This window comes from Actinomadura kijaniata NBRC 14229 (assembly GCF_001552175.1).
In the GTDB taxonomy this organism is placed as follows: Bacteria; Actinomycetota; Actinomycetes; order Streptosporangiales; family Streptosporangiaceae; genus Spirillospora; species Spirillospora kijaniata.
Window position 1 is genome coordinate 1 of record NZ_BCQR01000092.1, and the last position, 20,643, is coordinate 20,643.

Consider the following 20,643-nt stretch of genomic DNA (forward strand, 5'->3'; position numbering starts at 1 on the left):
CCTCGGCGGCCTCCTGGGTCGCGGCGTCGGCGCGGGCGCGGGCGGCGGCGACCTCCCGCCAGGCGGCCTCGGCCTGCCGCTGGGAGGCGTCGCGTTCCTGCTGGGCGACCGCGACCTCGGCGCTGAGCTCGGCGCGCAGGTCGGCCAGGCGGCGCTCCACCCCGGCGACGCTGAGGTCGGTGGCCAGCGAGGTCGCCAGCCGGTCGGCGACCTCCTCCAGCCGCTCCACCATCTCCCAGGTCAGGGCGACCTGGCCGGTCAGGCCGGGCGCCTGGCGCCCCTGCTCGCGGCGGGCGCGCGCCGCCTGCTCGCAGATCCCCCCGTTGTCCTGGCAGTACCGCACGGTCCGCGCGCCGCGCACCGGCTGGGGGACCGGGCGCCCGCACCCCGCGCACGGCCACATCGCCACCGGGTCGCCCGCGCGGGCCGGGTCACCGGCCCGGACGTCCCCCGCCCCCGCCGGATCCGCCGTGGTCACGCCGCGGGGGACGACCCGCCCTTCCTCGTCGACTGGAGCGACCTTCACATCCGCCTGGTCCGTCATGTGCGGTGGTACGCACCGCGCCACCGGGCCCGTTCAACGCCCCGGCGGCCGATTCCGCTCGCGCAGGTACTCCTCGCGGACCCGGCCGCGGCTGAGCTTGCCCGACGGGGTGCGCGGCAGGGCGTCGCGGAACTCCACCCGCTCGGGGTGCTTCAGCTTCGCCAGCCGGGGCGCGCAGTGCTCCAGCAGGTCGGCGGCGAGCCGGGGGCCGGGGGTCGCCCCGGCGGCGGGCTCGACCAGCGCCACCGGGCGCTGCCCCCACTCGGCGTCGGGAACGCCGATCACCACGGCGTCCCCCACGGCCGGGTGCTGGAGCAGCACCGACTCGATCTCGGCCGGGTAGACGTTCACCCCGCCCGAGATGATCAGGTCGGTGCGGCGGTCGCTGAGGTAGAGCCATCCGTCCTCGTCGAGGTATCCCAGGTCGCCGGGGGTGTAGAGGGCGCCGTGCCGGGAGGCGGCGGTCTTGTCGGGGTCGCCGTGGTACTCGAACCCGGCGTGCCCGCCGACGTAGATCAGGCCGGTCTCGCCCGGCGGCAGCTCCCGCCCCTCGGGGTCCAGGATCCTGATCTCGGCGCCGTCCACGGCCCGGCCGACGGTGCCGGGCCGCTCCAGCCACTCGCGCGGCCGGGCGACCACGACCGCGCCGGACTCGGTCGAGCCGTAGTACTCGTAGAGGACCGGGCCCCACCAGTCCATCATCCGCTTCTTGGTCTCGACCGGGATCGGCGCGGCGCTGTGGAACACCTGCCGCAGCGACGACACGTCGTAGCGTCCGCGGACGGCCTCCGGCAGCGCCAGCATCCGGTGGAACATCGTCGGCACCATGAACGTGTTGGTCACCCGGTGCCGCTGGATCAGCGCGAGGGTCTCCTCCGGTTCGAAGCGGGGGCTCACCACCACCGCGTGCCCCAGGTTGAGCGCCGTCATCGCGTGGACGCAGGGCGCGGAGTGGTACAGCGGCCCGACCGCCAGGTGCACCTCGTCGCCGGGCTCCAGTTCCAGGTGCCGGACGAGGGTGGCGCGCAGGACGGCGAACACGACCTCCGGCGGGACCTCCAGGAGGGGGCGTTCGACGCCCTTGGGCCGCCCGGTGGTGCCGGAGGTGTAGAGCATGATCGAGCCCATGCGGCGGTCCGGCGGCGGCGCGTCGTCGGCGCCGTCGCACAGGTCCGCCAGCGCGGTGAACCCCTCGGCCCGGTCGACCGCGACCCGGGCGGCGGCCCCGATCCCCGCCTCGTCGGCGGCGGCCGTCACCGCCCCGGCGAACGCGGCCTCGCCCACCACCGCGCGGGCCCCGGAGTCGGCCAGGACGTAGGCGATCTCGGGGGCGGTCAGGTGGCGGTTGACCGGCACCAGGTACAGGCCGGTCTGCATCGCGGCGAACAGCACGGTCAGGAACTCGCGGCGGTTGCCGAGCACGGTCGCGACCGCGTCGCCCTCGCGCAGCCCGAGCGAGCGCAGCGCGGACGACAGCCGGTTCGCCTCGGCGTGCAGTTCCCCGAACGTCACCGTCCCGCCGGGGTCGAGCACCGCCGGACGGGCGGGATCGTTCCGTGCGATCTCGTAGAAACCGTTGCCCTCGACGCCCACACGCTGCTCCTCGCACCCGACGGTCCCCTCCCCATGGGACATTCCCCGCGGCGCACCGGCAACCCGTCGCGCGGGCCGGAAAGCGTCCGGCCCCGGACAGGGGAACGCACTGCCCGAAACACGGCTGATACGTATGATGAATCGTGATCCGGGGGGATGGGCGGGACGACCTGTAGCGGCGATAGGGCGTGCATGACCGGTCCGGACGAGGACGGATCCGAGCGACGGCGGCGGGAGCCGGCCCCCCGGCCCGGTCCCGTCCGGCAGTGGGCCGAGCGGTTCTCCCTGCTGCTGTTCATCGAGATCTCCGTCGGCGTGGTCGTCACGGTGCTGGGCCGGCTGATCGACAAGCCGTTCCTGGGGCACATCGCGCTGCCGCTGCTGGGCGTCGTGCTGGTCTCCGGCGCGCTGGTGGCGGCGTACGTGCTGCTGCGGCGCCGGCACGAGCTGCCCGACCGGGTCGCCGCGGCGCTGCGCTGGACCGGTGACGCGCTGGCGTGGGTGCTCGGCGGCGCGGCGGTGACGGGCCTGGTCCTGCTGCTGGTGCTGGGCGGGCGGATCGTGTACGCGACGTTCCGGCCCTGCGACCCGGCGCTGGGGCTGCGCGTGACGACCACGCCCGAGCTGCTGGCGGCGGTGCGGGACGCGGCCGACGCGTTCTCCGCCGACCGCCGCGACAACGGCTGCCGCCGCCACACCTTCAGCGTCACCGCCGAGCCCGGCGTGGTGCCGCTGGCCGAGGGGTTCCGGCAGGGATGGCGGCGGACCGCGCCGACCGGCACGACCGGTGGCGACGTCAGCGAACGCCTCCTCGGCCCGCAGCCCGACGTCTGGATCCCCTCCTCCACCGCCGAGCTCGCCTACGTGCGGGGGCAGCAGACCGGGAGCGTGCGGCTGGAGGACACCGGCTCGGTCGGCCGCACCCCGATGGTGCTGGGCCTGTTCGCCCGGGAGCGCCAGGCCGCCGCCACCCCCGCCGGCCCGGTGTACGAGCGGACCTCCGACCTGCTGCGGACGCTGGAGCGCAACGGGCTGCCGCTGCGCGGCGTCGTGCGTCCCGTCCCCGAGACCTCCGCCGCCGCCCTGGCCGTCACGCCCGCGCTGCACGCCGCCGACCCGACCGAGTACGACGAGACCGACGGGCTGCTGGCCGCCGTGCCGGACGGGCTGCTGGCCACCGACGCGGTGTCGCTGCTGTGCCGGTTCCGGATGATGGCCGACCCGCGCAGGACCCCGCCCGAGGGCGTCGCCGTCGCGGTGCCCGAGCAGGCCCTCGCCGACTACGGCACCGGCCGTCCGCTCAGCGAGGGCTGCTCCGGCGGGCCCCTGCCGGAGAACTGGCGGCTCTACCCGCACTACGCCGCCGACCTGCCGATGCTGGACCACCCGTTCGTGCACGTGCGGTGGCCCGGCGAGGACACCCTCGCGCGGTCCGAGGCGGTCGCCGACTTCCGCGAGTGGCTGCGCGACCATCCGCTGGCGCTGCGGGGGCTGCGCGACGGCGGCGGCACGGCGCCGCCCGCCGACGCCGCGCACCCGCTGTCGGAGCTGCGGCGCGCGCTGGGCGGCTCGGTGCCGGTCCACGCCCGGGGCACGCCGGTCAGCGAGGTGACGACGGCGCTGCAGCTGGTCGGGGCGACGCGGGTGAAGGTGTCGGTGTCGCTGCTGGTGGACGTGTCGGGGTCGATGGGCGGCGGCACCGGCGGGAGCGGCGGCGGGCCGCGGCTGGCGCGCGCCGGGGCGTTCGCGCAGGCGCTGGTGGCGCAGCTGCACCGGACCGACAGCGTGGGGCTCCAGGTGTTCTCCCGGCCCGCGCCGACCACGCCGCGCGTCCCGTCGCAGCTGGCCGAGGACCCGCACCGGAACCTGGTGACCGGGCGCGTCCAGGCGCTGGCCGTCGAGGGCGGCGACCTGCCGCTGGCCGACGCGCTCGGCCAGGCCGAGGTCGCGCCCGCGCGCACCGACATCGTCCTGGTCACCGACGGTCAGAGCACCGGCGGCAACCCCGGCGCGGGTGAGCGGGCCGAGCGGGTCGCCGCGCGGTTCCGCGACGCCCGCGGCACCGCACGCCTGACCGTGGCGCTGACCGGCCCGGTCCGCTGCGGCGACGCCCCGGTGCGGGAGGTGGTGGCGGCGTTCGGCGACGCCGGCTCGTGCGTGGAGGTGACCGGCGCGCCCGTGCAGGACCAGGCCGCCGCCGTGCTGTCGGCGCTGCGCAAGGCGAGGGGGCCGCGATGACCGGGCATGACCCGCGGCGTCCGCGACGCCGCCCGGACCGCCGGCTGTGCGCGGCGGTCGGCGCGGTGCTGATGCTCGTCGCGGCCGGCGTGGTGATCTACTACCCGCGGTACTCCTACGAGGAGCTGCCCGGCCGGTGCGACCGGAACACCCTGGTCGTGGCGGGCGGCACCGACGTCAGCCTCAACAACCAGCGCCGCGCGCTGATCCGCCGGTGGAACGCCGACCATCCGCGCACCCCGGCCGTCCTCCAGGAGATCGACCCGTCCACCGACCTCCAGCACAGCCAGCTCAAGGCGGTCGGGGACTCCGCGAGCTGCGCCTACGACGTGCTGATCCTGGACAATCCCCGCACCGCCGAGTTCGCCGAGAACGACCGGCTGCTCCCCCTGGAGCCGCCGCCCGACGCCGGGGACTTCTTCCCCGCCGCGCTGCGCACCGGCCGCCACGGCGGCGTCCAGTACGCGCTGCCGTTCAACCTGGACGTCGGGCTGCTCTACCACCGCCGCGACCGGCCCCCGCCCGCCACCTGGGCCGACCTGTACCGGACCGGGTTCACCACGCAGCTGCGCGGGGACTACGAGGGCCTGACGGTCAACGCGCTGGAGGCGGTCTGGAACGACGGCGCGGCCGACCGGCTCACCGGCGGCGACCGGCCCGACCGCCGCCGGCTGCGCGACCAGGTCTTCCCGGCGCTGCTCCGGCTCTCCGGGCGCGTCGCCGCCAGCGAGCCCCTGCGGCGGTCGCGGGGCTTCGACGAGCAGGCGAGCATCGCCGCGTTCGCCTCCGGTGACGTGCCCATGCGCAACTGGCCCTACGCCTACCCGACGCTCGCCACCGAGCCGAGGATGCGCGAGGGCGGCCGCCTCACCTACTCGGTGACGGCCCTGCCCGGCCGCACCGTGCTGGGCGGGCAGAACCTCGCGGTCTCGGCGCGGTCGCCGCACCCGGGCGAGGCGACCCGGCTGGTGCACTTCCTGACCTCCCGCGACAGCCAGCGGCTGCTGTTCTCCTGCGGCGGTTTCGCGCCGGTCCGCCACTCGGCGCTGGGGCTCCAGCCCGGCCGCGACGACCCGGCGGCGGTGGCGGTGCCGCCGTGCTCGCGGCTGCCGGGCACCACCGCCGTCCGCGGCGAGCCGGACATCCCCGACCGCGCCCAGCTCGCCGAGCTGGGCCGCGCGGTGCTGGGGTCGCTGGCGCGGGCCCAGCCGCGCCCGCACACGCCGCACTACACGACGTTCACCGAGACGTTCCGGGGCTGCGTCAACGCGATCATGCGGGGGCGGGGCGACGCGGACCGGTTCGCGACCGCCGTCGCCGAGTCCCTGGACGGCCGCGCCGCCTCCTGCTGAGCCGCCCCGCGCGGGACCGCCCGTTCAGGCCGTGAGGGCGGCGCGGGCCATCGTGTGCAGCAGGTCGGCCATGGCGTCCGGGTCCAGGGCGGCGGCGCTGTGCGGGGTGGAGTTGAGCAGGCCGAAGCAGGCGTGCACGGCGGCGCGCAGCCGGGCCTCGGGGCGGTCGGGGTGCAGGCGGCGCAGCACCCCGACCCACTCCTCGACGTAGGCGCGCTGGAGGCGGCGGATCCGGTGGCGCTGCGGCTCGGGGACGTTGTCGAGCTCGCGTTCGTGCACGGTGATCAGCGCCGGGTCGGCCAGGGCGAACGCGATGTGCCCGCGCAGCAGGGCGTCCAGGGCCCGCTCGGGGTCGGGGTCGGCGGCCCGCCGCTCCCCCGCCGCCCGCAGCCGCTCGCTGATGTCGAGCAGCATCTCCGCCAGGACCGCCTCCTTGCCGCGGAAGTGGCGGTACAGGGCGGGCCCGGTGAGGCCGACGGCCCGGCCGAGGTCGCCGATCGAGGTGCCGTGGAAGCCGCGGCGCGCGAACAGCTCGGCCGCCGCGCCGAGGATCTCGGTCCGGCGGGGGTTGACGACGGTCTCCTCGGTCATGGGGCCGAGTGTAGACGTACGTTGTTAATGATGGTTAACATCGGCTTTGTTAACGAGCATTAACTGTCGACGAGGACGGGTGATGAGCGGACCTGAGCTGGGCACGCGCGCCGACCCGGCGAGCGAGGCGTTCAAGGCCAACGCCACGCACAACGAGGCGCTGGCCGCCGAACTGCGCGACCGCGTGGACCGGGCGGGCCGGGGCGGGCCCGAACGCGCCCGGGAGCGGCACCTGGCGCGCGGCAAGCTGCTGCCCCGCGACCGCGTGGACACCCTGCTGGACCCCGGCTCGCCGTTCCTGGAGCTGTCGCCGCTGGCCGCCGAGGGCATGTACGGCGACGAGGCCCCGGGCGCGGGGATCATCACGGGCGTCGGGCGGGTCTCCGGGCGCGAGTGCGTGGTCGTCGCCAACGACGCCACCGTCAAGGGCGGCACCTACTACCCGATGACGGTCAAGAAGCACCTGCGCGCCCAGGAGGTGGCCCTGCACAACCGGCTGCCGTGCGTGTACCTGGTGGACTCCGGCGGCGCGTTCCTGCCGAGGCAGGACGAGGTGTTCCCCGACCGCGAGCACTTCGGCCGGATCTTCTACAACCAGGCGACCATGTCGGCGCGCGGCATCCCGCAGATCGCCGCCGTGCTCGGCTCCTGCACCGCGGGCGGCGCCTACGTCCCGGCGATGAGCGACGAGGCCGTGATCGTCCGCAACCAGGGAACGATCTTCCTGGGCGGCCCGCCGCTGGTGAAGGCCGCGACCGGCGAGGTCGTCACCGCCGAGGAGCTGGGCGGCGGCGAGCTGCACTCGCGGACCTCCGGTGTCACCGACCACCTGGCCGACAACGACGAGCACGCGCTGTCGATCGTCCGCGAGATCGTCGCGACGTTCGGCCCGCGCGAGGCCCGGCCCTGGGAGACCGCCGCGCCCGAGGAGCCCGCGCTGGACCCGCGCGAGCTGTACGGCGTCGTCCCGCCCGACCCGCGCACCCCCTACGACGTGCGCGAGGTCATCGCGCGGATCGTGGACGGCTCCCGGTTCCAGGAGTTCAAGAAGGAGTACGGGACCACGCTGGTCACCGGCTTCGCCCGCATCCACGGCCACCCGGTCGGGATCATCGCCAACAACGGCATCCTGTTCGCCGAGTCGGCGCAGAAGGGCGCGCACTTCATCGAGCTGTGCGACCGGCGCAGCGTCCCGCTGGTGTTCCTGCAGAACATCACCGGGTTCATGGTCGGCCGCGAGTACGAGGCCGGCGGCATCGCCAAGCACGGCGCGAAGATGGTCACCGCCGTGTCGTGCGCCCGCGTCCCGAAGTTCACGGTCGTGATCGGCGGGTCGTTCGGCGCGGGCAACTACGCCATGTGCGGCCGCGCCTACTCGCCCCGCTTCCTGTGGATGTGGCCGAACGCCCGCATCTCGGTGATGGGCGGCGAGCAGGCCGCCAGCGTGCTGGCGACCGTGCGCCGCGACCAGCTCGGCGACTCCTGGTCGGCCGAGGACGAGGAGGCGTTCAAGGACCCGATCCGCGAGCAGTACGAGGCGCAGGGCAACCCGTACTACTCCACGGCCCGGCTGTGGGACGACGGCGTGATCGACCCGGTCGACACCCGCCGCGTGCTGGGCCTCGGCCTGTCGGTGGCCGCCAACGCGCCGCTGGAGCCGGTCGGCTACGGCGTCTTCCGGATGTGAGGGGCGAGATGTTCGAGAGCGTTCTGGTCGCCAACCGCGGCGAGATCGCGGTCCGGGTGTTCCGCACGCTGCGGCGCCTCGGGATCCGGTCGGTCGCGGTGCACAGCGACGCCGACGCGGGCGCGCGGCACGTCCGCGAGGCCGACGAGGCGGTCCGGGTGCCGTCGTACCTGGACATCGCGGCGGTGGTGGAGGCCGCGCGGAGCACCGGCGCGCAGGCCGTCCACCCCGGCTACGGGTTCCTGGCGGAGAACACCGCGTTCGCGCGGGCCTGCGCCGAGGCCGGGATCGTGTTCGTCGGCCCGCCCGCCGAGGCGATCGAGGCGATGGGCGACAAGATCCGCGCCAAGCGGACCGTGGCCGCCGCCGGGGTGCCGGTGGTGCCCGGCCGCGACGAGCCGGGCCTGTCGGACGAGGAGCTGGCGGCCGCCGCGCTGGAGGTCGGCCTGCCGGTGCTGCTGAAGCCGTCGGCGGGCGGCGGCGGCAAGGGCATGCGGCTGGTCCGCGACGCCGCCGACCTGCCCGAGGCGATCGCCTCGGCACGGCGGGAGGCGCGCGGCTCGTTCGGCGACGACACGCTGCTGGCCGAGCGGTTCGTGGAGAACCCCCGGCACATCGAGATCCAGGTGTTCGCCGACGCCCACGGCAACGCCGTCCACCTCGGCGAGCGCGAGTGCAGCCTGCAACGCCGCCACCAGAAGATCGTCGAGGAGGCGCCGTCCCCGCTGCTGGACGAGGAGACCCGGGCGCGGATGGGCGCGAGCGCGGTCGCCGCGGCCAGGGCGGTCGGGTACGTCGGCGCGGGCACCGTGGAGTACATCGTGTCGGCCGACCGGCCGGGCGAGTACTTCTTCATGGAGATGAACACCCGCCTCCAGGTCGAGCACCCGGTCACCGAGATGGCGGTCACCATCGACGGCCGCCCCGACCCCGACCTGGTGGAGCTGCAGCTGCGCGCCGCCGCCGGGGAGCCGCTGCCGTTCACCCAGGAGCAGGTCGCCTTCCGCGGCCACGCCGTCGAGGCCCGCGTCTACGCCGAGGACCCGGCGCGCGGCTTCCTGCCGACCGGCGGCACGGTCCTGGCGCTGACCGAGCCGGCCGGCGAGCACGTGCGCGTCGACTCCGGCCTGGACGAGGGCACCGAGGTCGGCGGCTCCTACGACCCGATGCTCGCCAAGGTCATCGTGTGGGGGCCGGACCGGGCGCAGGCGCTGCGCCGCCTGGACCGGGCCCTGGCCGGCTACCGGCTGCTGGGCGTGGCGACGAACGTGGCGTTCCTGCGCTCGCTGACCCGCCACCCGGAGGTGGCCGCCGGGCGGCTGGACACCGGGCTGGTCGAACGCGTCCTGGACGAGCTCACCGCCGGGACCGGCACCCCGCCGGAGGTCCTGGCCGCCGCCGCGCTGGAACGCGTGCTGGCGCTGGAGACCCCCGCCCCCGACCCGTGGGAGATCCCCGACGGCTGGCGCCCCGGCGCGCCCGCCTGGACCCCGTGGATCATCACCCCGGCGGGCGGCGACCCCGTCGAGGTGCGGGTCCGGGGGCGCGCCCACGACGCGACCGTCGCGATCGGCGACACCCGGGCGCGGGCGTCGCTGCGGCGCGACGGCGACACGCTGACGCTGGTCCACGAGGGCCGCACGCTGACGTTCGCCGCCGCCCGCGACGGCCACACGCTGTGGCTGGGCCGCGACGGGCACGCCTGGTCGCTGACCGAGCACGTCCGCGCCGAGACCGGCGGCGCGACCGCCGCGACCGGCGACGGCGTGCTGCGCAGCCCGATGCCCGGCACCGTCCTGGCCGTCAAGGTCGCCGAGGGCGAGGCCGTGGCCGAGGGCCAGCCGGTCGTCGTGGTCGAGGCGATGAAGATGGAGCACACCGTCACCGCGCCGGTCGCGGGCGTGGTCAAGCGGCTTCCGGTGCGTGCGGGGGCCCAGGTCGCCCTGGACGCCGTGCTCGCCGTGATCGAGGAGGAGTGATGCGGGTCCCGCTGCCCGGTCTGCCGGACCGGGTCACGATCTACGAGGTCGGGCCGCGCGACGGCCTGCAGAACGAGAAGACGGTCGTCCCGGTCGAGGTGAAGGCCGAGTTCGTGGCCCGGCTCGCCGACGCGGGCCTGACCACGATCGAGACCACCAGCTTCGTGCACCCGAAATGGGTGCCGCAGCTCGCCGACGCCGAGGAGCTGCTCGGGGCGCTGCCCGCCACGGGCGACCCCCGGCCGGTGCTGGTCCCCAACGAACGCGGCCTGGACCGCGCCCTCGCGCTCGGCGTCCGGGAGATCGCGATCTTCGGGAGCGCCACCGAGACGTTCGCGCGCCGCAACCTCAACCGCACCGTCGACGAGTCCCTGGCGATGTTCGCGCCGGTCGTGGAGCGCGCCCGCGCCGAGGGACTGTGGGTGCGCGCCTACGTGTCGATGGTGTGCGGCGACCCGTGGGAGGGCGACGTCCCGATCCCGCAGGTCGTGTCGGTCGCCCGGCGGATGATGGACATGGGCTGCCACCAGCTCAGCCTCGGCGACACCATCGGCGTCGGCACGCCCGGCCAGGTCACCGCGCTCATCGGGGCGCTGGGCGAGGCGGGCGTCGGGGCCGACCGGCTCGCCGTCCACTTCCACGACACCTACGGGCAGGCGCTGTCGAACACCCTGGCCGCGCTGCGGGCGGGCGTCACCACCGTGGACGCCTCCACCGGCGGCATCGGCGGCTGCCCGTACGCCGAGTCCGCCACCGGCAACCTCGCCACCGAGGACCTGGTGTGGATGCTGCACGGCCTCGGCATCGACACCGGCGTGGACCTCGACAAGCTCGTCTCCACCAGCCGCTGGATGGCCGGCCGGCTCGGCCGCCCCTCCCCGTCCCGCGTCGTCCAGGCACTGTCTCCGAAGGAGTGACCCAATGATCGACTTCACGCTCACCGACGAGCAGGAGGAGCTGCGGAGCACGGTCGAGCGGTTCGCCCGCGAGACCGTCGCCCCGGTGATCGGCGACCTGTACGAGCGCGGCGAGTTCCCGTACGACATCGTCGCGGCGATGGGCAAGATGGGGCTGTTCGGCCTGCCGTTCCCCGAGGAGCACGGCGGCATGGGCGGCGACTACTTCACGCTGTGCCTGGCGCTGGAGGAGCTGGCCCGCGTGGACTCCTCGGTCGCCATCACCCTGGAGGCGGGCGTCTCCCTGGGCGCGATGCCGATCTACCGGTTCGGCTCCGACGCCCAGAAGGAGAAGTGGCTGCCGGTCCTCACCTCCGGCGAGAGGCTGGCGGCGTTCGGCCTGACCGAGCCGGGCGGCGGCTCCGACGTGCCCGGCGGGATGCGCACCACCGCCCGGCTCGACGGCGACCAGTGGGTGATCAACGGGTCGAAGGCGTTCATCACCAACTCCGGCACCGACATCACCGCGTTCGTGACGGTCACCGCGTTCACCGGCGACAACGAGATCTCCACGATCATCGTCCCGAACGGCACGCCCGGCTTCACCGTCGGGAGGAAGTACTCCAAGGTCGGCTGGTCGGCGTCCGACACCCGCGAGCTGTCGTTCGACGACGTGCGGGTGCCCGCCGAGAACCTGGTCGGCGAGCGCGGCCGGGGCTACGCCCAGTTCCTGCGGATCCTCGACGAGGGACGCATCGCCATCGCCGCCCTGTCGGTCGGCCTGGCGCAGGGCTGCGTGGACGAGTGCCTGCGGTACGTGCGCGAGCGCGAGGCGTTCGGCCGGGAGATCGGCCGCTACCAGGCCATCCAGTTCAAGGTCGCCGACATGGAGGTCCGCGCGCACACCGCCCGCCTGGCCTACTACGCGGCGGCGGCGAAGATGCTGGCGGGCGAGCCGTTCAAGAAGGAGGCCGCCATCGCCAAGCTGGTCGCCTCCAACGCCGCGATGGACAACGCCCGCGACGCCACGCAGATCTTCGGCGGCTACGGCTTCATGAACGAGTACGCCGTCGGCCGCTTCTACCGCGACGCCAAGATCCTGGAGGTCGGCGAGGGCACCTCCGAGGTGCAGCGGATGCTGATCGCCCGCGCGCTGGGACTGCCCACGCACTGAAGCCGCCCCGTCCCGCTGACGGCCCCTGTCATTCTTTCCGGGAATGGCAGGGGCCAAACCCTTTTCAGCCCGTGGCGGAAGGCGTCACGAAGTACCAGGTCAGGGCGGTGTACGAATTTAGAGGCATTGACTGCCGGCCATTTTCAGGAAAGCATGTGAATGCAGTCACAAGGATTCCTGAAAACAGGAAGGGAGACGAATGTCCGCCATTCTCGCCGCCTCCGACCTCGCCGCCGTGAAGGGCAACATCGGGTCCGTCGCCTACGGCCTGGCCGCCATCGGCCCCGGCATCGGCGTCGGCGTCATCTTCGGCCAGGGCGTGCAGGCGATCGCCCGCCAGCCCGAGCTGACCAACACCATCCGCCAGAACATGCTCCTCGGTTTCGCCCTCACCGAGGCCCTCGCGCTCATCGGCTTCGTGGTGCCGTTCGTGCACCGTTGAACTCTTCGCGACCGTCCGCCAGGCCGTCCGGCAAAGCCGGACGGCCTTTCCCGTCATTCCCGCTGTCAACTTCCGGCCAGCCCTTGTTCTCAAGATCGTTCAGCGCCATTCTGGGAACGCCGTCCGCGACCCCCCAGGGAGCCCCCTCATGAGCACGCCGTCACACGAAGTCGACTCGTCGGTGCCGCACTCGGCCCGGGTCTGGGACTACTGGCTGGGCGGCAAGGAGAACTACCCGGCCGACCGCGAGATGGGCGACCAGATCGCGCAGGTGATGCCCAGCATCATCGACATGGCCCGGCACGACCGCGGGTTCCTGCGCCGCACCGTGGGCCACATGGTGGAGAAGGAGGGCATCCGGCAGTTCCTCGACATCGGCACCGGCCTGCCCACCCAGGACAACACCCACGAGGTCGCCCAGCGCGTCGCCCCCGAGTGCAAGGTCGTCTACGTCGACAACGACCCCCTCGTCCTCGCCCACGCGCACGCGCTGCTGACCGGAAGCCCCGAGGGCGTCACCAACTACCTGCACGCCGACCTGAACGACCCCGAGGGCATCCTCGACGGCGCCCGCCGGACCCTGGACCTCACCCGGCCCGTCGCGGTGATGCTGCTGGGCATCGTCCACTTCATCCCCGACCTCGACGAGGCCCGCGCCATCACCGGCACGCTGATGGACGCGTGCCCGCCCGGCAGCTTCCTGGCCGTCTCCCACGCCACCGACGCCGCCGACGGCGAGCCGATGCGCAGGGCCGTCGAGGACTGGAACGCGGGCGGCGCCAAGCCCCCGCTGACCCTGCGCTCCCCCGAGCAGATCGCCACCCTCTTCGAGGGCCTGGAGGTCCTGGAGCCGGGCGTGGTCTCCACCTCCCGCTGGCGGCCCGACCCGGACCCGTTCGGCGAGGCCCCGCTCGTCGGCCACTGGTGCGCCCTGGCCCGCAAGGCGTCCTGAGGTCCCGCCGTCCGTTTCCGCGACGGAGACCGGGCAGACGCGGAGATAATCATGCTCTCAAGAGAAATGGGGGCATCGTGGCGGTTGAGGCGGCTGCGCTGGGGGTCGGCAGAGCGGTGGTCCAGCTGGCCGTCGGCCGCTGGCTGGCGGGGCACACGGCCAGGAGGGCCGCGGGCAGGGACCTCGTCGAGCTGGTCGAGACCGGCTTCCCCGACACGATCAAACGCCGCAGGGTGACACGCCAGTTCGAGGCGATCGCGGACGCGGTCACCGACCGGCTGCTGACGTTCGCCGGGCACGAGTTCGGCGGCCTGTCCGACGGCGACCGCGCCGCCGTCCTCGACCAGGTGGTCCGCACCCTCCAGCAGGCCGACCTGTCGGACGAGGCGCTGTGGGCGGCCGACCTGGACCCGGTGCGGCTGTCGCGCGGCCTGCGTTCACGGCTGCCCGAACGCCGCGCCGGGTTCGAGTTCGGCGAGGCCGGGGCGCGGCTGTACGCGGTGGCGCTGAACGAGTGCTGCGACTGCCTGGCCCGGATCATCATCCACCTGCCGCAGTTCGAGCCCCGTGCCGCCGTGGAGATGCTGGGGCGCCTCACGGGCCTGGGCGAGCAACTGGAGGGGATCCTGTCGCGACTCCCGGCGCGTTCCCTCGACGCGCCGGAGGGAACGGACGACGACGCCGAGTTCACCCGCCGCTACCTGGCCTCGATCAGCGAGAGCCTGGACACCCTGGAGCTGTTCGGGGTCCGCTTCGAGCGGTTCACGCGCCCGCAGACCAGGTTGAGCGTCGCCTACATCAGCCTGAGCGTCTCCGAGGAGGACGGCGCGAAGGGCCGTCGTTCTCCGACCATCCAGGCCGTCCCCATCGACGAGTTCCGCTCCACCCGCCATGACGGCGGTACACGTCGGGTGGAGGCGGCGTTGAGCGGTCATCGGCTGATGCTGCTGCGCGGCGAGGCGGGCGGTGGCAAGAGCACTCTGCTGCGCTGGCTGGCCGTCACCGCCGCGCGGGGCGCGTTCACCGGCGAGCTGGCCGACTGGAACGGCGTCGTCCCGTTCCTGATCAAGCTGCGTCACGCGGACGAACTCCCCCGCCCCGAGCAGTACCTCGACACCGTGGCGGGCAATCTCGTCGGCATCATGCCGCGCGGCTGGGTCCACCGTCAGCTGCGTTCCGGCCGCGCGCTGCTGATGGTGGACGGCGTGGACGAGGTCCCCGCCCACCGGCGCCAGGCCGTCCGCGACTGGCTCCGGGGCATCGTCAACGAGTTCCGCGACCTGCGGATCATCGTCACCTCCCGGCCGGCGGCGGCCAGGGCCGACTGGCTGCGCGCCGAGGGCTTCGCCACCGCGTTCCTGGAGCCCCTGTCGCCGCCCGGCATCCGCGCCCTCGTCCGGCACTGGCACGACGCCGTCCGGGGCCGCACCGGCCTCCCCTGCGCCCCCGAGCGGCTCCCCTCCTACGAGGCGAGGCTCCACGCCCGGCTGGAGGGCGCGCCCCACCTGCGCGCCCTCGCCTCCAGCCCGCTGCTGGCCGCGATGCTGTGCGCGCTCAACCTCGACCGCGAGACCCTGCCGCACAGCCGGATGGAGCTGTATCGGGCGGCCCTGGAGATGCTGTTGGAGACCAGGGACGCCAAACGCGGCGTGCCGAGCGCGCGGACCGTCTCCCTCGAACCCGACCAGAAGATCCGCATCCTCCAGAACCTGGCCTGGTACTTGTCCGACAGCAATCGCGTCGAGCTGCCCAAGCCGACAGTCCAACGGCTGACCGCCGACCGGCTCGCGGCGATGCCCCGGGTGGACGCGTCCGCCGAGGACGTACTGGACGCGTTGCTCCAGCGCAGCGGTGTGCTCCGCGAGCCGGTGCCCGACCGGATCGACTTCGTGCACCGCACCGTCCAGGAGTACCTGACCGCCAAGCAGGCCGCCGACCTCGGCGACATGGACCTGCTCGTCCACAACGCCCACCGCGACCAGTGGCGCGAAACGATCATCATGGCGGCCGGGCACGCCAACGAACCGCTGTGCCGCGAGCTGATCACCGGGATCCTCAGCCGGGCCGCCGCCGAGCCCCGGCACGCGCGCCGCCTGAAACTGCTCGCGGTGTCCTGCCTGGAAACGCTTCCGGCCCTTCCGGAGGACCTGCGCGCGGCCCTCGACGCCTGCCTGGACGAGCTCGTCCCGCCGCGCAGCGTCTCCGCCGCCCGCTCCCTCGCGTCCGCGGGCGAACCCGTCCTCGCGAAACTCCCCCGCACCCTGACCGGCCTCTCCGATGCCGCCGCCTGCGCGGCGATCCGCACCGCCTGGATGGTCAACGGCCCGAAGGCCCTCGACCTGCTGGCCGGATACGCGGCCGACCGGCGCACGAGCGTGTGGTCCGAACTCAACGACGCCTGGGGCTACTTCGATCCCGACGAGTTCGCCGCCCGGGTCCTGAACCCGGTCCCCGGCCACTGCCTCCTCAGCGTGGTCCGCTCCCCCGCCCGGTTGCGGGCCCTGACCCGGATCCCCCCGCTGCGGAAGCTGTACGCCCTCCTTGACGAGCCCTCCGACCTGGATTTCCTCGTCCCGCACGCGCGGACGCTCAACGAGCTCACGATCCTGTGTGATCAGGAGGGTGTCGACATCGGGCGCTTGCCACCACTGCCCGACCTCGACTATCTCGTCCTCGGCCTGCCCGGGCTCACCGACCTCCGCTTCCTGGACGACCTGCCGAAGCTCGGCATGATCTGGCTGCCGCACTGCGAGGAGATCAAGGATTTCTCTCCGCTGCTCCGCCACTCACGCCTGCGCCAGCTCGGCGTCAGGAACAGCGTCCATCTGACCGACCTGGCATCGTTGCCGCCGCTGAGCGGGCTGCTGAGCCTCAACCTCACCGGCTCCCGCCTGTCCTGCGGCCTTGAGGACGTGGTCGCGGCGGCCCCCATGGTCGAAATGCTCTATCTCTCCGAATGCGCGTGGGTCCGCGACCTCGCCCCGTTGCGGGCGCTGCCGCTGCGGCAGTTGGACATCGGAGGATGCGCCGGGTTGTCCGACCTCGCCCCGCTGGCGGACCTGTCCGGACTCGGCCACCTCGACCTGAGCGGCACGCCGGTCCGGGACCTCACGCCCCTCACCGGCCTGTCCGGGCTCTTCTCGCTGAAGCTCGACGGGTGCCCCGGCATCACCGACCTCAGCCCCCTCGCGCGGCTCCCCCGCCTGGACGCCGTCTGGATCCGGAATCTGCCGCCGGGAACCGACGTGTCCCCGCTCGCCCACAACCCCAAGTTGACCTCGGTCTACATCGCGCCAGGCCAGGAGGTCACCGGCGCGGAGAAACTGGGGCGCCGTCTGAAGGTGTGGTGACATCCGGCGTCAGCCGGGAACGCCGCCCGGGTCCACGTCGCTCGTGCTCGCCGTGCCCCCGACCACCGGCTGGAGCGTGATCTTCCAGGTGCTCCAGCGGATCTGTGTCGCCGTCCGCACCGTCTTGAAGCCCATGTCGTCGTCGAAGCGCCGGAACGCGCAGTCGCCGCCGAACGCGCGGACCCTCCGGTCCCAGTCGCCGCCGGTCGTGAAGTAGATCGAGTACCTGCCGTCCGGTACGCCCCGCACGGTGAAGTCGTCGCCCTCGCGCACGTACACCGAGGTCGCCGCGCGGCCGCTCCTGGCCAGGGTGATGACCGCGTCGTGGGAGCCGCCGTTGTCGATCGTCAGCGTGCCGCGCCCGCCGCGGTCGCCGGAGCGGATGAACGTGCCGTTGGCGGGCCGGTCGTTCGGCCTGCGGTCCGGCGGGAGGCCGAGGGCGGCCCGCCAGCCCGGCACCTTGGGTTCCAGCGCCTCCACGGCCCGGCGCAGCTCCGCCGCGCCGCCCGCCCCGCCCACCTCGGCGCGGGCCACCGATCCGGTGCACACCTTCCGGGCCTCGACCTGGTCCCGGACGCCGCCCAGGTCCCGCCGGAATCCCTGGAGCGCCGCCACGAGCCTGCCGTGCTCGGCCGACACCTCCTGCGGCGCGGCCAGCCCGCGCAGCTTCACCACGCCCTGCTCCGCGGCCCGTTCCGCGGCCCGGACCCGGTCCGCCAGCCCCGTGTAGCCCCCGGCCCCGTTCAGTCCCCTGAGCGCCGCGTCCAGCGGGCCGATCGCGCCCGCCAGGGCGGACCCGTACTCCTGGACCGACATCGTCATGACACTCGGGCGTCCGACCTTCTCAGCGTCCGGCGACGCTGCGCCGCCCGGCGAGCCCCCGTAGCACCCCGCCAGCACACCGGCGCCGAACATCATCACCGCGGCGCCCGGCGCCGCCCTCCGCCACCCCGCCATGCCCCAAGGATCAGAGCGAGTCGAGGGCGGGTCAACGCGTAATTTTCAACAGAACGCGGATCACTCCCCCTCGGCCAGGAACGCGCGGACGTCGTCGGCGAACCTCTTGTGCATGAGCGTCCCCACGTGGCCCGTCCCCGGGTACACGATGAGCCGCCCGTCCGCCACGCCCTCCGCGGTCCGCCGGAAGTACTCGACCGGGTAGGCCACGTCCCGGTCCCCGCCGACCACCAGCGTGGGCGCGGTGATCTCCGGTAGCCGGTCGCCCAGGTCGAACGCGTCTTCCGCGTGCACGAACGCCACGAAGTCGCCCGGCACCTCCGGCCGGGTGAACGGGTCCATCAGCCACATCACCGGTGTCAGCAGCATCCGCACCACGGGCGAGGGGCTGGCCAGCCGCGCGTTGACGTGCAGTCCGCGCCGCCCCCGCTCGACGGCGGACGCCCAGTCCAGCTGCGCCTGTTTGGCCACCGGCCCGAGCCGGTATCCGGAGGCCGCGACGACCAGGCGGCGCACGGACCGCGGGTGGTCGGCCGCCATCTGCAACGCCACCGACCCGCCCGACGAGATGCCGAGCACGTCCACCGGCCCGCCGAACCGGTCGGCCAGGGCCTCGGCGTGCTGGGCGGCGATGTCGGCCATCGTCGTGCCCTTCGCCATGCCGGGGCCGCGCCCCACCGCGTACACCCGGAAGTGCGCGGCGAGCGGCCGCACCACCCTCAGTTCCATCGACCGTTCGAACCCGGCCGGATTCGCGTGGGTCGTCTGCAAGCCCCGCAGCACCACCAGCGTCCGCCCGGCCCCCAGGGCGAAGTACGGCAGGCCGTGCTTCAGCGCGCCCTCCTCGACGTCCATGTACCGATCCTGACCTGCCCCGCCGCCCAGCGGAAGCCCCCACCGGTCAGTCACTATCGATCACTAACGATCGAAACTGATAAAATAGCGATCGAAAGGAGGGAGCATGTCCGACGGATCCCCCCGTTTCGCCGCCGAGCGGCACGAACGCATCCTCCGGCTGCTGCGCGAGCGCGGCGCGATGTCGCTGCGCGACCTGGCCGGGGCGCTCGACGCGTCGGAGGTGACCGTCCGCCGCGACCTGCGCGTCCTGGAGGAGCGCGGCCTGCTGGAACGCAGCCGGGGCGGGGCCGCGCCGCTCGGCGGACCGGCCCGCGAGCCCAGCCACCGGGACAAGAGCGGCGTCGCGGTCGCCGAGAAGGAGGCCATCGCGGACCTGGCGGCCACGCTGGTCGGCCCCGACGACGCGATCGTGCTCGGCCCCGGCACGACCACGCAGCGGCTCGCGCGGCGGCTGGCCGACGTTCCCGGCCTCACCGTCGTCACCAACTCGCTGCTGGTGGCCGCCGCGCTCGCCGACGGGCGGGAGGTGGAGGTCGTGCTGACCGGCGGCGCCCTGCGCGGCGCGACCCACGCGCTGACCGGCGGGATCACCGAACGCTTCCTGGCGGACGTCCGCGTGCGCCGGGCGTTCCTGTCCGGCAACGGCCTCACCGGCGCGCACGGCCTGTCCACCCCGAGCCTGGCGGCGGCCGGGACCGACCGGGCGCTGGCCGCCACCGCCGCCGAGGTGGTGGTGCTGGCCGACCACACCAAGTTCGGCGTGGACGCGCCGTTCCGGACCGTGCCGCCCGAACGCGTCGCCCACCTGGTCACCGACCCCCGCGCGCCGCGCGCCGACCTCGACGCCCTGGCCACGGCGGGCGCGACCGTCCACCTCGCCCCGTCCCCGACCACGCCATCCCCGACCGCCCCTTTCCCGACCACCCCTTTCCCGACCACGGAGCACCCATGAACCGCACCTCCGTCCGGCTGGCCGACGGCCGGGAGCTGATCTACTTCGACGACGCTCCCGGCCTGGACAGGTCCGCGCCCGACAAGCGCGACCTGCCGCCCCACGAGCCCCGTCCCGAGGTGCGGCACGACCCGCTGCTGGACGAGTGGGTCGCCGTCGCCGCGCACCGGCAGACCCGCACGTTCCTGCCCGCCGCCGACGCCTGCCCGCTGTGCCCGGGCGGCCCCGACAGCGAGATCCCCGCCCCCGGCTACCACGTCGCGGTGTTCGAGAACCGCTTCCCCTCCCTGGGCGGTCCCGCCGGGGGCCGGTGCGAGGTGGTGTGCTTCACCGACGACCACGACTCCACGTTCGCCGCGCTGCCCGAGGAGCGTCTCGCCACCGTCGCCGCCGCCTTCGCCGACCGGACCCGCGAACTGGGCGCGCTGCCCGGTGTCGAGGAGGTCTTCGTCTTCGAGAACCGGGGCACCGAGATCGGCGCGACCCTCCAGCACCCGCACGGCCAGATCTACGCGTTCCCCTACGTCACGCCCCGCACGCGGCGGGTCCTCGACGTCGCGCGCGACGGCTGCGTGCTGTGCCCGGCGGTCGCGCGGGAGGAGCGGGGGGAACGCCTCGTCGCCGCGACCGAGAACTTCGTGGCCTACGTCCCCCACGCCGCCCGCTGGCCCGTCCAGGCGATCATCGCGCCCCGCGAGCACGTTCCCGACCTGCCCGCGCTCGGCGAGGACCGCGCGGTGGAGTTGATGCGCCTGTACGCCGACGTGCTGCGCCGGTTCGACGGGCTGTTCCCCGGCCCGGTGCCGTACATGGCGTGCTGGCACCAGGCCCCCGTCGCCGCCGACCGCGGCCGCGCCCACCTGTGGGTGGAGGTCTTCACGCCGCGCCGCGCCGCCGACAAGCTCAAGTTCCTGGCCTCGGCCGAGTCCGGGGCGGGCGCGTTCATCACCGACGTGCTCCCCGAGGACGCCGCCGCCCGCCTGCGCGCCCAGGGCTGATCGGGTCCGGCGCGCGGGTGTCGGGTACGTCACACTCCCGTCGGCGCAGCTCAGGGGGACCCCGGTTCACCAGGCCCGGA

General features: G+C 74.2%; 15 protein-coding genes and 1 pseudogene. 11 read left to right on the forward strand and 5 right to left on the reverse strand.

All coding sequences use genetic code 11. The annotated features are described in order from the left end of the window. Nucleotides 1-526: pseudogene (locus AKI01S_RS27015) on the reverse strand (hypothetical protein); the annotation flags it as partial. A gap of 51 nt (nucleotides 527-577) precedes the next feature. Next, on the reverse strand, nucleotides 578-2,137 hold the full coding sequence (locus AKI01S_RS27020; protein ID WP_245681797.1) for an AMP-binding protein: 1,560 nt from the start codon (nucleotides 2,135-2,137) through the stop codon (nucleotides 578-580). 192 nt (nucleotides 2,138-2,329) lie between these two features. On the opposite strand from AKI01S_RS27020, the gene AKI01S_RS27025 reads away from it, so the two are divergent. Next, nucleotides 2,330-4,375, forward strand: a complete 2,046-nt coding sequence (locus AKI01S_RS27025) for a VWA domain-containing protein (protein WP_067823986.1) — start codon at nucleotides 2,330-2,332, stop codon at nucleotides 4,373-4,375. Beyond that, nucleotides 4,372-5,727: an extracellular solute-binding protein gene (locus AKI01S_RS27030; RefSeq protein WP_067823989.1), complete on the forward strand. Its 1,356-nt coding sequence runs from the start codon at nucleotides 4,372-4,374 to the stop codon at nucleotides 5,725-5,727. Before AKI01S_RS27025 ends, AKI01S_RS27030 begins: the two co-directional genes overlap by 4 nt. A 24-nt stretch (nucleotides 5,728-5,751) precedes the next feature. Here the strand turns inward: AKI01S_RS27030 and AKI01S_RS27035 are convergent, their stop codons facing one another. Then, entirely contained in the window at nucleotides 5,752-6,318 is a 567-nt protein-coding gene (locus AKI01S_RS27035; protein ID WP_067823992.1) for an SACE_7040 family transcriptional regulator, read from the reverse strand. Nucleotides 6,319-6,400: 82 nt separating this feature from the next. On the opposite strand from AKI01S_RS27035, the gene AKI01S_RS27040 reads away from it, so the two are divergent. The 7 genes from AKI01S_RS27040 (at nucleotide 6,401) to AKI01S_RS27070 (ending at nucleotide 16,798) form a co-directional block, all read left to right on the forward strand. After that, nucleotides 6,401-8,005, forward strand: coding sequence for a carboxyl transferase domain-containing protein (locus tag AKI01S_RS27040; protein ID WP_067823995.1), 1,605 nt, complete (start codon nucleotides 6,401-6,403; stop codon nucleotides 8,003-8,005). 8 nt (nucleotides 8,006-8,013) lie between these two features. Further along, entirely contained in the window at nucleotides 8,014-9,984 is a 1,971-nt protein-coding gene (locus tag AKI01S_RS27045; protein ID WP_067823997.1) for an acetyl/propionyl/methylcrotonyl-CoA carboxylase subunit alpha, read from the forward strand. Then, complete coding sequence (locus AKI01S_RS27050; protein ID WP_067824000.1) at nucleotides 9,984-10,901, forward strand: hydroxymethylglutaryl-CoA lyase; 918 nt, start codon at nucleotides 9,984-9,986, stop codon at nucleotides 10,899-10,901. Before AKI01S_RS27045 ends, AKI01S_RS27050 begins: the two co-directional genes overlap by 1 nt. Nucleotides 10,902-10,905: 4 nt before the next feature. Then, entirely contained in the window at nucleotides 10,906-12,054 is a 1,149-nt protein-coding gene (locus AKI01S_RS27055) for an acyl-CoA dehydrogenase family protein (protein WP_067824003.1), read from the forward strand. Between the two features lie 199 nt (nucleotides 12,055-12,253). Next, nucleotides 12,254-12,496 carry an ATP synthase F0 subunit C gene (atpE, locus tag AKI01S_RS27060; RefSeq protein WP_067824006.1) on the forward strand — a complete coding sequence of 81 codons (243 nt, stop codon included), beginning with the start codon at nucleotides 12,254-12,256 and terminating at the stop codon, nucleotides 12,494-12,496. Between the two features lie 148 nt (nucleotides 12,497-12,644). Next, nucleotides 12,645-13,448, forward strand: coding sequence for an SAM-dependent methyltransferase (locus tag AKI01S_RS27065; protein ID WP_067824009.1), 804 nt, complete (start codon nucleotides 12,645-12,647; stop codon nucleotides 13,446-13,448). A gap of 77 nt (nucleotides 13,449-13,525) precedes the next feature. Beyond that, a complete protein-coding gene (locus AKI01S_RS27070; protein ID WP_157420171.1) occupies nucleotides 13,526-16,798 on the forward strand; it encodes an NACHT domain-containing protein in 3,273 nt (1,090 codons plus the stop codon). Nucleotides 16,799-16,807: 9 nt separating this feature from the next. Here the strand turns inward: AKI01S_RS27070 and AKI01S_RS27075 are convergent, their stop codons facing one another. Beyond that, nucleotides 16,808-17,620, reverse strand: a complete 813-nt coding sequence (locus AKI01S_RS27075; protein WP_157420172.1) for a hypothetical protein — start codon at nucleotides 17,618-17,620, stop codon at nucleotides 16,808-16,810. A gap of 195 nt (nucleotides 17,621-17,815) precedes the next feature. Beyond that, the gene (locus AKI01S_RS27080; protein ID WP_067824018.1) at nucleotides 17,816-18,610 is read right to left on the reverse strand and encodes an alpha/beta fold hydrolase; all 795 of its coding nucleotides are present in this window, start codon (nucleotides 18,608-18,610) and stop codon (nucleotides 17,816-17,818) included. A gap of 106 nt (nucleotides 18,611-18,716) precedes the next feature. On the opposite strand from AKI01S_RS27080, the gene AKI01S_RS27085 reads away from it, so the two are divergent. Beyond that, the gene (locus AKI01S_RS27085) at nucleotides 18,717-19,565 is read left to right on the forward strand and encodes a DeoR/GlpR family DNA-binding transcription regulator (RefSeq protein WP_067824022.1); all 849 of its coding nucleotides are present in this window, start codon (nucleotides 18,717-18,719) and stop codon (nucleotides 19,563-19,565) included. Beyond that, nucleotides 19,562-20,563 (forward strand): galactose-1-phosphate uridylyltransferase, encoded by a 1,002-nt coding sequence (galT, locus tag AKI01S_RS27090; protein ID WP_067824025.1) that lies wholly within the window; start codon nucleotides 19,562-19,564, stop codon nucleotides 20,561-20,563. Before AKI01S_RS27085 ends, galT begins: the two co-directional genes overlap by 4 nt. Nucleotides 20,564-20,643: the final 80 nt, after the last annotated feature.

Bases quoted from the DNA above. Each gene is read 5' to 3' on its own strand.
- AKI01S_RS27025 (WP_067823986.1), top strand. From the start codon at position 2,330: ATGACCGGTCCGGACGAGGACGGATCCGAGCGACGGCGGCGGGAGCCG.
- AKI01S_RS27030 (WP_067823989.1), top strand. From the start codon at position 4,372: ATGACCGGGCATGACCCGCGGCGTCCGCGACGCCGCCCGGACCGCCGG.
- AKI01S_RS27035 (WP_067823992.1), bottom strand. From the start codon at position 6,318: ATGACCGAGGAGACCGTCGTCAACCCCCGCCGGACCGAGATCCTCGGC.
- AKI01S_RS27040 (WP_067823995.1), top strand. From the start codon at position 6,401: ATGAGCGGACCTGAGCTGGGCACGCGCGCCGACCCGGCGAGCGAGGCG.
- AKI01S_RS27045 (WP_067823997.1), top strand. From the start codon at position 8,014: ATGTTCGAGAGCGTTCTGGTCGCCAACCGCGGCGAGATCGCGGTCCGG.
- AKI01S_RS27050 (WP_067824000.1), top strand. From the start codon at position 9,984: ATGCGGGTCCCGCTGCCCGGTCTGCCGGACCGGGTCACGATCTACGAG.
- AKI01S_RS27055 (WP_067824003.1), top strand. From the start codon at position 10,906: ATGATCGACTTCACGCTCACCGACGAGCAGGAGGAGCTGCGGAGCACG.
- atpE (WP_067824006.1), top strand. From the start codon at position 12,254: ATGTCCGCCATTCTCGCCGCCTCCGACCTCGCCGCCGTGAAGGGCAAC.
- AKI01S_RS27065 (WP_067824009.1), top strand. From the start codon at position 12,645: ATGAGCACGCCGTCACACGAAGTCGACTCGTCGGTGCCGCACTCGGCC.
- AKI01S_RS27075 (WP_157420172.1), bottom strand. From the start codon at position 17,620: ATGACGATGTCGGTCCAGGAGTACGGGTCCGCCCTGGCGGGCGCGATC.
- AKI01S_RS27080 (WP_067824018.1), bottom strand. From the start codon at position 18,610: ATGGACGTCGAGGAGGGCGCGCTGAAGCACGGCCTGCCGTACTTCGCC.
- AKI01S_RS27085 (WP_067824022.1), top strand. From the start codon at position 18,717: ATGTCCGACGGATCCCCCCGTTTCGCCGCCGAGCGGCACGAACGCATC.
- galT (WP_067824025.1), top strand. From the start codon at position 19,562: ATGAACCGCACCTCCGTCCGGCTGGCCGACGGCCGGGAGCTGATCTAC.